Raw genomic sequence first — 12,277 nt, forward strand, 5'->3', positions numbered from 1 at the left:
TAGTAGAACCTTGCAAGTTTTTCTTCAAAAAACAGATAAAGATAATAACGAAGAAAACTGGCGCCCATCTGTTTTATGCCTTTCTAAAGATAGTTTTGAGCGTTATGGCGCATTAGAATTAATGAAGTGGATATCACACCGTTACGGTTTTGGAACTTTTATCCATTTTGAAAAAGCATATTTTTCGAATGAATCAAAAAAAATTGCAGAAAAAAAGCTAGAAAAGTTAATAAAAATAGCCTCTATAAGTAAGTCAAATATTTTTTTAGAAACTATTATTTCACCCTCTAACACAGCAGCAATAGTGCAAGCTATGCAACAACCTGGTATTTCTGGAAAAGCAAATAACATGATGCTTTTTGAATATAAAAAAGGACAACATGAATGGCTTTCTACTATTATTGATAATTACAGTATTTTAAAAACTGCTAACTATGATTTAGGAATATTAGCCACCTCAGACAAAGGGTTTGGCTATAAAAGAGATATCCATATTTGGATACGAAAAGTAGATTATGAAAATGCCAATTTAATGATTTTAATTTCTTATATAATTTTAGGGCATCCTGATTGGAAGAACGGACAAATTAAAATTTTCGCAACCTTTAAAAAAGAAGATTTGCTTAAAGAACAATCTAACTTAATAGAATTAACTTCAACAGGTAGAATTCCTATATCTGCAAATAATATTCATGTGCTTCCTTTAGATGAAAATAAAAATAGAACAGATTTAATAAATGAGTATTCAGCAGATGCTGACCTTACTTTAATTGGTTTTCACGAAAGTATTATGAAATCAGAAAATCCTATTGAGTTTTTTGAAGGTTATAATGCTTTAGGTAATATTCTTTTTATCCATACACTAACTTCAAAATTTATAAAATAATTTTCTAAAAAACATTTAAATACTCTTGAATTTCTATGTTACTATTTTTTAACATACGAGGGCAATTATTCATGGCAGCTGATAAATTTGCTTAAAAAAATGCATAAATCTTCATTATTTTTTTAACCCTATATTCCTGTAGGTTTCAAAAAATAATAAAAATCCGTTTTCTAGTTATATATATTCATTAAATTTGTGTGAATTTATAACTATTCTCTTTATGCTTATTATTGGAATTGCCGGAGGTACAGGAAGCGGAAAGACAACCGTAGTAAACCAAATATTGCATGAACTTCCTGCTGATGAAGTTTGTGTAATTTCTCAAGACTCTTATTATAATAAAACAACTAATTTATCTTATGAAGAGCGTACAAAAATAAATTTCGATCATCCAAAAGCTATTGATTTTGAATTGTTGGTTTCACATTTAAATCAACTAAGAGCTGGGAAAGCAATTGAACAACCTGTGTATTCATTTGTAACGCATAATCGCACAAAAGACACCTTAATTACACATCCTCGTAAAGTGGTTATTATTGAAGGAATTTTAATTTTTAATAATAAAGAATTAAGAGATTTATTTGACATCAAAATATTTGTCCATGCCGATACAGACGAGCGATTGATTAGGCGATTACGAAGAGATATTGAAGAACGAGGAAGAGATGTAAATGAAGTTATAACACGTTATAAAAACACACTAAAACCAATGCATCAACAGTTTATTGAACCTACAAAAAATTATGCCGACATAATTATACCAAATGATCGGTACAATACGGTAGCAGTTGATATCGTTAGAACTGTAATTACTAATAAATTATAGTTCATGAAATTTAGTCAATTCAAAAAAAAACCAATTGTAAAATTTATAACAAATAAATATATAATTTTTGCTTTGTTTTTTATTGTTTGGATGTTTTTTTTTGATGAAAACTCTTTCTTAAATCATTTAGAATTTGATAAAGAAATTAATAAACTAAATGCTGAAAAAGAATACTATCAAAAGGAAATTAATCAAGATAAAGAATTAATAGAAAAACTAAAAAATAAGGAGGAATTAGAAAAGTTTGCGAGAGAGGAATACCATATGAAAAAAGAAAATGAGGAAATATATTTAATAGAATATGATACTTTAGAAAAAAAGTAACAAAATTAATATTTGCTTTTAGTATCTAAATTAACAAAAATACAACTATGAGTACCTTAATAAATCAAGATTTTGAGCCTAGTTCTGCAGCTTCTTGGAAACAAAAAATTCAATTCGATTTAAAAGGAGCCGATTATAATGAAACTCTTCTTACCAAAACGAACGAAGGAATTACCATCAAACCATTTTATCATTTAGATGATTTTGAGAAGTTAGTAATTCCAACATCAAAAGAAGATTTTAAAATTTGTCAAAAAATCACAATTACTTCTGAAGATGCAGCAAATAAAATTGCGCTAGACATCATAAATAAAGGTGCAAATGCCTTAAAGTTTATTGCTGAAAAACCTTTCGAAACACAAAAATTACTGAGTAATCTTCTAACTAAAAATATTGAATTTCACTTTCAACTTAACTTTTTAGATCAAAATTTCATACTTGAACTTACTCAATTATTAAAGAATGAATCTGTATTTTATAATGTCGATATTATTGGAAATCTTGCAAAAAGCGGAAATTGGTACTCTTCATTAAAGGAAGATTTTGAAACTGTTGAAATTTTACTTAAAAATAACACTTCAAAATTTATACTTAGCGTTCATTCAAACTTGTATCAAAATGCTGGAGCTAACAACATACAACAAGTTGCTTACGCCTTAGCTCATGCAAACGAATATTTAAACAAATTTGGTGGTGAAATTGCTCCTTTCATTCAATTTAATTTTGCTATAGGCTCTAATTATTTCTTTGAAATTGCTAAAATTAGAGCGTTTAAATATTTATATAATTTAATTTTAGGTGAATATAATACCACCGCGAACGCACAAATTTTTGCTGAATCAAGCTTACGTAACAAAACAATTTACGATTATAATGTAAACATGCTTCGAACTACTACCGAAAGTATGAGTGCTATTTTAAGTGGTGCAAATACCATTTCAAATGCATCTTACGATACTGTTTTTCATCATTCAAATGAGTTTGGCGAACGAATTGCAAGAAATCAATTATTAATTTTAAAGGAAGAAAGCTATTTTAAGAATGCACAAAGCATTGCTACGAATTCTTATTATATTGAAGTGATCACAAAGCAAATAGCTGAAAAAGCATTAGAAATTTTTAAAGAAATTGAGAAAAGTGGCGGTTTTTTACAACAACTAAAAGAAGGAACTATTCAACGTAAAATTTCAGAAAACGCAAGAAAAGAACAAAAACAATTTAATTCAGGAGCCATGGTTTTATTAGGAACAAATAAATATCCAAATGAGCATGACCATATGAAACATGATATACAAGTACCAACTTCTGTTCAGCGAAATCCCAAAAAAACACTTATAATTCCCATAATTCAAAAGCGTTTAGCGCAAGAATTAGAACTTAAAAGGTTGAAAGATGAAGCGTAAAGATTTTTCAAAAGTTACCGTAAATAGTCAAAATAATAAAGATACTTATTTTGAACATGAAAATTATATTGCAGGAACTGCTCCAAATTTGCGTGGTCCCTATTCTACAATGTATGTTCGCAGACCTTGGACTATTCGCCAATATGCAGGTTTTTCAACGGCTGAAGAAAGCAATGCTTTTTACAGAAGAAATTTAGCCGCTGGTCAAAAAGGATTATCGGTTGCGTTTGATTTAGCTACGCACCGTGGATATGATTCTGATCACGAGCGTGTGCAAGGTGATGTGGGGAAAGCGGGTGTAGCCATAGACTCGGTGGAAGATATGAAAATACTCTTCGATCAAATTCCATTAGATAAAATGTCGGTTTCAATGACTATGAATGGGGCTGTATTACCAATATTAGCCTTTTATATTGTTGCTGCCAAAGAGCAAGGAGTTACGGAAAATTTATTAGCAGGTACCATTCAAAATGACATTTTAAAAGAGTTTATGGTGCGTAACACCTATATTTATCCACCTACTCCTTCCATGAAAATTATTGCAGATATTTTTGCTTATACCAGTAAAAATATGCCAAAATTTAATTCTATTTCAATTTCTGGCTATCATATGCAAGAGGCAGGTGCAACTCCTGAAATTGAATTGGCTTACACCCTAGCCGATGGATTAGAATACCTTAAAACAGGAATTGCTAGCGGTATGGATATTGATTCATTTGCGCCTCGATTATCGTTTTTCTGGGCGATTGGAATGGATCATTTTAGTGAAATTGCAAAATTACGTGCAGCCCGCATGCTTTGGGCTAAAATTGTGAAACAATTCAATCCTAAAAACCAAAAATCATTGGCATTAAGAACTCATTGTCAAACAAGCGGCTGGAGTTTAACCGAGCAAGATCCATTCAATAATGTAGCACGAACTGCAATTGAAGCTATGGCGGCGGCTTTAGGAGGTACACAAAGCTTACACACAAATGCCTTAGATGAGGCCATTGCGTTACCAACTGATTTCTCAGCTCGTATTGCAAGAAATACCCAAATTTATATTCAAGAAGAAACCAATATTACTAAAACTGTTGATCCGTGGGCTGGCTCTACTTTTGTTGAAAATAGAACGGAAGAAATGGTAAACAAAGCTTGGGAATTATTGCAAGAAGTTGAAGAACTTGGAGGAATGACAAAGGCAATTGAGCTTGGAATACCAAAAATGCGTATTGAAGAAGCTGCAGCAAAAAAACAAGCCAGAATAGATAGTAATCAAGATGTTATAGTTGGTGTAAATAAATACAAACTAGACCAAGAAGACCCTTTACAAATTTTAGAAGTTGATAATGATGCTGTGAGATCTTCTCAAATTGAACGTTTGACTAAATTAAAATCTAGTAGAAACACTAAAGATGTTGAAAACGCATTGCAAAATTTAACAAAATGTGCGAAATCCGGTGACGGAAATTTATTAGATTTGGCAGTAATTGCAGCTGAAAAAAGAGCAACTCTTGGTGAGATTTCAGACGCATTAGAAACTGTTTTTGGAAGATATAAAGCAACTATTAAATCAATTTCAGGGGTGTATAGCAAAGAGATTAAAGACGACAAAGAATTTAAAAAAGCTAAAGATTTAGCAGATAAATTTGCTGAGTTAGAAGGAAGAAGACCAAGAATTATGATTTCTAAATTAGGACAAGATGGACACGATCGTGGTGCAAAAGTAGTTTCAACAGGTTATGCCGATTTAGGTTTTGATGTTGATATTGGTCCTTTGTTTCAAACGCCTAAAGAAGCCGTAAAACAAGCCATAGAAAATGATGTGCATATTTTAGGAATTTCATCATTAGCTGCGGGTCATAAAACACTAGTTCCACAAGTAATTGAAGAATTAAAGAAATACAACCGTGAAGATATTATGGTAATAGCTGGTGGAGTAATTCCAGCGCAAGATTATCAGTTTTTATTTGACGCAGGTGTGGTAGGTGTGTACGGACCAGGAACAAAAATATCAAAAGCAGCCATTGAAATATTAACTGTATTGATTGATAGTGTGGCGGAATAGATTGCAATATTTTTAAAATTATTTAGATCTAGTTCATTATTAATAATAAACTATTGTTTGTATCAAAAAATATGAATAACTAATCGATCATATGCTACTATTTTAGTACTATTGTAGCTATAAAACTAAAAAAATGAAAAACACACTACACTTAATTGCAATTTTATTACTAACTATTTCTTGCAATACACAAAACACAACTGAATTAAAAGTTGGGGATACGGTTCCTGAATTTTCAGCTCTAGATGACCAAAGTGCTGATTGGAATTCATCAACTATAACAACTGATTTTTTAGTTGTGTATTTTTATCCTGCTGCTATGACAGGTGGCTGCACCGCACAAGCTTGTGCCTACCGTGATGATAAAAGTAGCTTTGATGAAATGGGTGCAACCGTTATTGGAGTTAGTGGTGATGAAGTTCAAAACTTGAAACAATTTAAAGAATCATATCAATTGAATTTCCTATTACTATCAGATACCAATGGAAACATTGCAAAAATATTTAGTGTACCAACAAAAGATGGTGGTTCAATCACTAAAGAATTTAATGGTGATTCTTTTGAACTCACAAGAGGTGTAACAGCTTCTCGCTGGACATTTGTGTTAGATAAAGATAGAAAAGTAATTTACAAAAATGATCAAGTAACTGCTGCTGAGGATAGTAAAAATGTAAAAGACATAATTAAAAACTACACTAATAATTAGTGTAGTTTTTAAAGAATATATTAATCTTGTAAAGCAAAAACTGTACGCAATAAATCAGTAGTACGTTTACCCACGTTTGCTCTAATTTCTTTTTCTTCAACCTCAACCATCGTAAACACTCCTTTTAGTGCTTCTCCTGTCACATAATCGGTTAAATCAGGATTTACATCATTTGTTAAAGGTAAATTGTTGTATTTTGTTATTAAATCTGTCCAAATTTTATCAGCTCCTACTTTTTGAAAAGACTGTTGAATGATTGGATTGAATTTTTGATACAACGCTTCAGAGGTCGCACTTTGTAAATAGTTAGTTGCCGCATTTTTATCACCCAATAAAATATTTTTAGCATCCGCAAAGGTCATTCCTTTAATGGCATCCACAAAAATTGGAATTGCTTCACTTACCGCATCTTCAGCAGCTCTATTCAATACTTTTAATCCTTCATCCGCCACTTTTGACAACCCAATACTTCGTAATGTTTTATCAACTTTTTGTAATTCTTCAGGCAACAGAATTCTGGTTAATTCATTTTTAAAAAAACCATCTTCAACGGCAAGTGTTGAAACTTGATTGGTAATTCCATTGTTTAGAGCTTCTTTTAAACCATTGGCAATTTGATCGTTTGTGATTCCTCCATTTGGTAACTGATTAATTACTTGTTGCAATTCTGCGCAAGCAGTAAGTTGAAAAATCACAATGATTAGGGCAATTCTTTTTAACATCATATAATTTTGTTTTAGGTACTATTAAGTTATTTTTTATCAATCTATTTTATTATCATATCCAAACGGACAATGTTTACAACCACTTTTACAACAATAACCGCGCTTTAAGTGGTATTGTTTCGTAAAAACACGATAACCCTGCTCATTTGTATAATAATCACCTTCTTCTAAGGGTATTGGCTTTTTAAAATTCATTTCACAAAATTAACAAAAAACGTTCTGTACATACAGAACGTTTTTTTGTTTTATAAACTACATTTTATTTATTCTTTTCCTGGAGGATATTTTGCCATTATTTCAGTCACAAATTCCTTTATTCTTTCCTCTTTTTTAGCCATATTCCTTGCAGAACTTAAAGCGCCGCTTCCTATTCCTTGCCAAGCTAGCTCTTTTTTATTGGCATCAATTAGATCGATAAACAAAGTGCCCTCTGTATATTGAGAAATTTGTGTGCCAAAATTTGGTCCATAGTACCATGGATGCCAACCAAAAAACATATTATTGTTATTATTATAAATATCTATTTTTTCTCTAGACTTCGTAAAAATATTAACCAATACATCTGGTTGTTCAGATTTTGTAAAACCTAAAGCTAATAGTTCACTTTCTACGGCTTTTAAAATTCTTCGCTTATCTAAATCTGAAATTTCAACTTTATCAATTCCTTTTTTATAAAAAGCAAACGTTTTATATTTCGTAAAATCTATAGTAGAATCATAATCCGTTGAAACTCTTACTGAGCCACAAGAAGCTAATAAAAATAAAAATGCTACTGGTAGTAATTTAAATGCTTTCATTTTAAATAAAATTTAACTAGTGAAATAAATCTTTTAATAACGAATCGTCTACTGCATTTGGTACCGTAACTTTTAACTTTGGCTCAACTTCCATAGCTCTTTTAATAGCAAAAGTTGCTCCTTCATTACGTGCCCAATTTCTGCGAGCAATTCCATTATTTACATCCCAAAAAAGCATACTTTTTAAACGCTTTTCTGCCTCTATACTACCATCAAGAACCATACCAAAACCGCCATTTATTACTTCACCCCAACCTACTCCACCACCATTGTGAATAGAAACCCAAGTTGCTCCTCTAAAACTGTCTCCAATTACATTTTGAATGGCCATATCAGCAGTGAATTGAGAGCCATCGTAAATATTAGAAGTTTCACGATACGGAGAATCAGTTCCTGAAACATCATGGTGATCTCTTCCTAATACAATGGGTGACGATATTTCATTATTTTTAATTGCGTTGTTAAATGCTTCTGCAATTTTCATTCTCCCTTCCGCATTAGCATATAAAATACGCGCTTGTGAGCCCACTACTAATTTATTTTCTTGTGCTCCTTTAATCCACTGAATATTATCAGCCATTTGTTGCTGAATCTCAACAGGTGAATTTTTCATTAATTCTTCTAATACTTCACAAGCAATGGCATCCGTTTTTAACAAATCAGAAGGATTGGCACTTGTACACACCCAACGAAAAGGTCCAAAACCATAATCAAAACACATAGGCCCCATAATATCTTGCACATATGACGGGTAAGCCCATCTCTCACTCTCTTCCCCAAGGGAAGAGAGTGTTTCTTTAGTGCAAAAATTCCCCTTTGAATCTACATAAATAGCGGCCCCTGCTCTACTTGCCTCTAATAAAAAGGCATTTCCGTAATCGAAAAAGTAAGTACCTTTAGCAGTGTGTTTGTTAATTGCAGCAGCTTGTCGTCTTAAACTTTCCTGCACTTTTTCTTTAAATAATGCTGGTTTACTTGCCATCATTTCATTGGCATCTTCAAATGAGAGTTCAACAGGATAATATCCACCTGCCCAAGGATTGTGCAATGACGTTTGATCAGAACCTAAATCAACATAGATGTTTTCTGTATCAAACTTTTCCCAAACCTCAACGATGTTTCCTAAATAAGCTATTGATATAACTTCTTTGTTAGCCTTCGCTTTCTTCACTCTTGCAACTAATGCATCTAAATCAGTTATTTTTTCATCAATCCATCCTTGCGACAATCGAATTTCTGTAATTTTCGCATTCACTTCTGCACAAACTGTAATACATCCTGCAATATTTCCTGCTTTAGGTTGCGCACCACTCATACCTCCTAAACCAGATGTTAAAAATAATTTACCGGCTAAATCTTCTCCACTTTTTGAAATTTTCCTTCCAGCATTCAACACAGTAATAGTAGTTCCGTGTACAATTCCCTGAGGACCAATGTACATATAACTTCCTGCTGTCATTTGCCCGTATTGCGTAACACCCAACGCATTGTATTTTTCCCAATCGTCTTGTTTACTGTAATTTGGAATCATCATTCCATTGGTAACTACCACTCTAGGCGCATTTTTATGTGAAGGAAACATTCCCATAGGATGACCTGAATACATAACTAATGTTTGATCATCTTCTAATTCAGATAAATAGTGCATTGTTAGTAAATACTGCGCCCAATTTTGAAAAACAGCTCCGTTTCCACCATACGTAATTAATTCATGTGGATGCTGAGCAACAGCTTCATCTAAATTATTTTGAATCATATGCATAATAGCCTTAGCCTGTTCACATTTTCCAGGATATTCATGAATAGGTCGTGCATACATGTTATAATCTGGACGAAAACGATGCATGTAGATTCTACCATACTCCTTTAACTCTTCAGCAAATTCTTTGGCTAAAATGGTGTGATATTTTTTATCAAAATAACGCAGTGCATTTCTTATGGCTAATTCTTTTTCTGCCTTTGATAAAATTTCTTTACGTTTTGGAGCGTGATTAATACTGTAGTTATACTTTTTTATTGAAGGTAATTCAGGAGGAATTCCTTGTTTTATTTCTTCTTGAAATGTCATAATTTGAATGCTAATCGTTGAATAAATTCGTAACAAATATAAGGTAATTTGAATTGACTTCTAAGGGTCAATTTTTACTATAAAATTCAGAAGTATCTTTAAATTTAGTACTTACTATTTTTTAAGTATTCATTGATTTTTATTGTTATTTTTGCAATATAATTTCAGTTTAACATCTACTTTTAATTATTTTATACTAATTAGTAAGATATGCTAAATTTTCATTAATTTTCAGAATCATTTTACTTATTAAATTTAATTACATTGCAGTTAGGATAACAACAAACTTATGGAAAAAATAACACCTTATAAACCAAAAAATAACGTACGAATTGTTACTGCTGCTTCACTTTTTGATGGACACGATGCCGCCATAAATATTATGCGTAGAATAATCCAAGCAACTGGTGTAGAAGTCATTCATCTGGGTCATGATAGAAGTGTTGAAGAAGTCGTGAACTGTGCCATACAAGAGGATGCCAATGCAATTGCTATGACCTCATACCAAGGTGGTCATAATGAGTATTTTAAATATATGTACGATTTACTTCAAGAAAAAGGAGCTTCGCATATTAAAATTTTTGGTGGCGGTGGCGGTGTAATTCTTCCTGAAGAGATTAAGGAGTTAATGAACTATGGTATTACCCGAATTTATTCACCTGATGATGGAAGGCATATGGGATTACAAGGAATGATCAATGATATGATTGAGCAAGCTGATTTCCCAAATCCGCCTTTACAACTTTCCAAAGAAACACCACTAGTTGAAAGCTTAAAAAATAAAGAGGTTACAACAATTGCCCGATTGATATCCATTGCAGAAAATAGACATGATGAATTTCAACAACTATTTTCTCCCTTAAAAAATTTAGGAAATACAATTCCTGTTTTAGGAATTACCGGAACTGGAGGCTCTGGTAAATCATCTACCGTTGATGAATTAGTTCGGCGCTATTTAGTTGACTTTCCTGAGAAAACTATTGCAATTGTTTCTGTTGATCCTTCAAAACGTAAAACTGGAGGTGCCTTGTTAGGTGATAGAATTAGAATGAACTCGATAAAAAACAATCGTGTTTATATGCGCTCATTAGCTACGCGCCAATCTAATTTAGCGCTCTCTAAACACGTGAGTGATGCTGTTCATATTTTAAAAGTTGCTGGCTATGATTTGGTGATTTTAGAAACTTCTGGAATTGGTCAAAGCGACACAGAAATTTTGGATCATTCTGATGTTTCGTTGTATGTAATGACTCCAGAATATGGCGCTGCAACGCAATTAGAAAAAATTGACATGATTGATTTTGCCGATGTAATTGCACTCAATAAATTTGACAAACGTGGCTCATTAGATGCCTTACGTGATGTTAAAAAGCAATACCAACGCAATCATAATTTATGGGAAACAAGTGTTGATTCAATGCCTGTATATGGCACTATTGCTTCGCAATTTAATGATCCTGGCACCAATGAATTATACAAAGTGCTCATGAACAAATTAGACGAAAAAACAGGAACCACTTTCAATAGTGAATTTAAAGTTTCTGACACCATGAGTGAAAAGCAATTTATAATTCCGCCTAACAGAACACGTTATTTATCGGAGATTACAGAAAACAACCGATTGTACAGTAAAACGAGTGCAGAACAAAAAGAGGTTGCTCAAAAATTGTACGGTATTTTTAAAACTATTGAAGCTGTTTTAAATGTCACCCTGAGCACAGTAGAAGGGTCTTTTCTTTCTCAAATTGGTTTACAAGAAGATGCCATTCTGAAACAAGTTCAAAAGAATGAATCAAAAGAATTAATTACGCTGCTTTTTAAAGAATTTTCACGCGTTAAAATGGATTTAAATCCATATAACTGGGATATTATTTTAAACTGGGAAACAAAAAAACAATCCTATAAAAATGATGTTTATTCTTATAAAGTACGCGATAAAGAAATAAATATACAAACACATAGTGAATCATTATCACATCTTCAAATTCCTAAAATAGCACTTCCAACATATCAAGCTTGGGGTGATATTCTATTGTGGAGTTTAGAAGAAAATGTACCGGGCGAATTTCCTTATACAGCTGGTTTGTTTCCGTTTAAAAGAACTGGTGAAGACCCAACGAGAATGTTTGCTGGTGAAGGCGGTCCAGAACGTACCAATAGACGTTTTCATTATGTGAGTTTAGGCTTACCCGCAAAACGCTTATCCACTGCCTTTGATTCAGTTACGCTTTATGGAAATGATCCAGATATAAGACCCGATATTTATGGTAAAATTGGAAATGCGGGTGTTTCTATTTGTTGTTTAGACGATGCTAAAAAGTTATATTCAGGATTTGAATTAACAAATCCTATGACCTCCGTTTCTATGACCATTAATGGCCCTGCACCCATGATGCTTGGTTATTTTATGAATGCTGCAATTGATCAGGAATGTGAAAAATATATTATTGAACATCAATTAGAGAAAGAAATTGAAGAAAAAATTAAAGCAA

General features: G+C 32.3%; 11 protein-coding genes. 7 read left to right on the plus strand and 4 right to left on the minus strand.

Features of this window, described 5'->3' with window-relative positions:
- The 6 genes from HKP59_RS12470 to HKP59_RS12495 all read left to right on the plus strand — a co-directional run.
- The coding region (locus HKP59_RS12470) for a hypothetical protein (RefSeq protein ID WP_291807469.1) at positions 1-886 on the plus strand (886 nt) is incomplete at its 5' end.
- 220 nt (positions 887-1,106) lie between these two features.
- Positions 1,107-1,712 carry a uridine kinase gene (gene udk / locus HKP59_RS12475; protein ID WP_291807470.1) on the plus strand — a complete coding sequence of 202 codons (606 nt, stop codon included), beginning with the start codon at positions 1,107-1,109 and terminating at the stop codon, positions 1,710-1,712.
- Between the two features lie 3 nt (positions 1,713-1,715).
- Positions 1,716-2,036 carry a septum formation initiator family protein gene (locus HKP59_RS12480; protein ID WP_291807472.1) on the plus strand — a complete coding sequence of 107 codons (321 nt, stop codon included), beginning with the start codon at positions 1,716-1,718 and terminating at the stop codon, positions 2,034-2,036.
- Positions 2,037-2,083: 47 nt separating this feature from the next.
- On the plus strand, positions 2,084-3,439 hold the full coding sequence (locus HKP59_RS12485) for a methylmalonyl-CoA mutase subunit beta (RefSeq protein WP_291807474.1): 1,356 nt from the start codon (positions 2,084-2,086) through the stop codon (positions 3,437-3,439).
- Complete coding sequence (gene scpA, locus HKP59_RS12490) at positions 3,429-5,489, plus strand: methylmalonyl-CoA mutase (RefSeq protein WP_291807476.1); 2,061 nt, start codon at positions 3,429-3,431, stop codon at positions 5,487-5,489. The genes HKP59_RS12485 and scpA overlap by 11 nt, the downstream gene beginning before the upstream one ends.
- Before the next feature lie 133 nt (positions 5,490-5,622).
- The gene (locus HKP59_RS12495) at positions 5,623-6,195 is read left to right on the plus strand and encodes a peroxiredoxin (protein ID WP_291807479.1); all 573 of its coding nucleotides are present in this window, start codon (positions 5,623-5,625) and stop codon (positions 6,193-6,195) included.
- A 20-nt stretch (positions 6,196-6,215) separates the two neighbouring features.
- Here the strand turns inward: HKP59_RS12495 and HKP59_RS12500 are convergent, their stop codons facing one another.
- The 4 genes from HKP59_RS12500 to HKP59_RS12515 form a co-directional block, all read right to left on the minus strand.
- Positions 6,216-6,917 carry a DUF4197 domain-containing protein gene (locus HKP59_RS12500; RefSeq protein ID WP_291807490.1) on the minus strand — a complete coding sequence of 234 codons (702 nt, stop codon included), beginning with the start codon at positions 6,915-6,917 and terminating at the stop codon, positions 6,216-6,218.
- Between the two features lie 39 nt (positions 6,918-6,956).
- Positions 6,957-7,115: a DUF5522 domain-containing protein gene (locus tag HKP59_RS12505; RefSeq protein WP_291807481.1), complete on the minus strand. Its 159-nt coding sequence runs from the start codon at positions 7,113-7,115 to the stop codon at positions 6,957-6,959.
- Between the two features lie 68 nt (positions 7,116-7,183).
- Positions 7,184-7,717: a DUF4136 domain-containing protein gene (locus tag HKP59_RS12510; protein ID WP_291807484.1), complete on the minus strand. Its 534-nt coding sequence runs from the start codon at positions 7,715-7,717 to the stop codon at positions 7,184-7,186.
- Positions 7,718-7,733: 16 nt separating this feature from the next.
- On the minus strand, positions 7,734-9,785 hold the full coding sequence (locus tag HKP59_RS12515) for a urocanate hydratase (RefSeq protein ID WP_291807486.1): 2,052 nt from the start codon (positions 9,783-9,785) through the stop codon (positions 7,734-7,736).
- Positions 9,786-10,074: 289 nt separating this feature from the next.
- On the opposite strand from HKP59_RS12515, the gene HKP59_RS12520 reads away from it, so the two are divergent.
- Positions 10,075-12,277: methylmalonyl-CoA mutase family protein (locus HKP59_RS12520; RefSeq protein ID WP_291807488.1), on the plus strand; the 2,203-nt coding region annotated here is incomplete at its 3' end.

Source organism: Lutibacter sp. (assembly GCF_013041805.1).
Taxonomy (GTDB): domain Bacteria; phylum Bacteroidota; class Bacteroidia; order Flavobacteriales; family Flavobacteriaceae; genus Lutibacter.

Excerpts from the sequence above, each read along its gene's own strand:
- scpA (WP_291807476.1), top strand. The coding sequence starts at position 3,429 with ATGAAGCGTAAAGATTTTTCAAAAGTTACCGTAAATAGTCAAAATAAT.
- udk (WP_291807470.1), top strand. The coding sequence starts at position 1,107 with ATGCTTATTATTGGAATTGCCGGAGGTACAGGAAGCGGAAAGACAACC.
- HKP59_RS12515 (WP_291807486.1), bottom strand. The coding sequence starts at position 9,785 with ATGACATTTCAAGAAGAAATAAAACAAGGAATTCCTCCTGAATTACCT.
- HKP59_RS12505 (WP_291807481.1), bottom strand. The coding sequence starts at position 7,115 with ATGAATTTTAAAAAGCCAATACCCTTAGAAGAAGGTGATTATTATACA.
- HKP59_RS12480 (WP_291807472.1), top strand. The coding sequence starts at position 1,716 with ATGAAATTTAGTCAATTCAAAAAAAAACCAATTGTAAAATTTATAACA.
- HKP59_RS12495 (WP_291807479.1), top strand. The coding sequence starts at position 5,623 with ATGAAAAACACACTACACTTAATTGCAATTTTATTACTAACTATTTCT.
- HKP59_RS12485 (WP_291807474.1), top strand. The coding sequence starts at position 2,084 with ATGAGTACCTTAATAAATCAAGATTTTGAGCCTAGTTCTGCAGCTTCT.
- HKP59_RS12510 (WP_291807484.1), bottom strand. The coding sequence starts at position 7,717 with ATGAAAGCATTTAAATTACTACCAGTAGCATTTTTATTTTTATTAGCT.
- HKP59_RS12500 (WP_291807490.1), bottom strand. The coding sequence starts at position 6,917 with ATGTTAAAAAGAATTGCCCTAATCATTGTGATTTTTCAACTTACTGCT.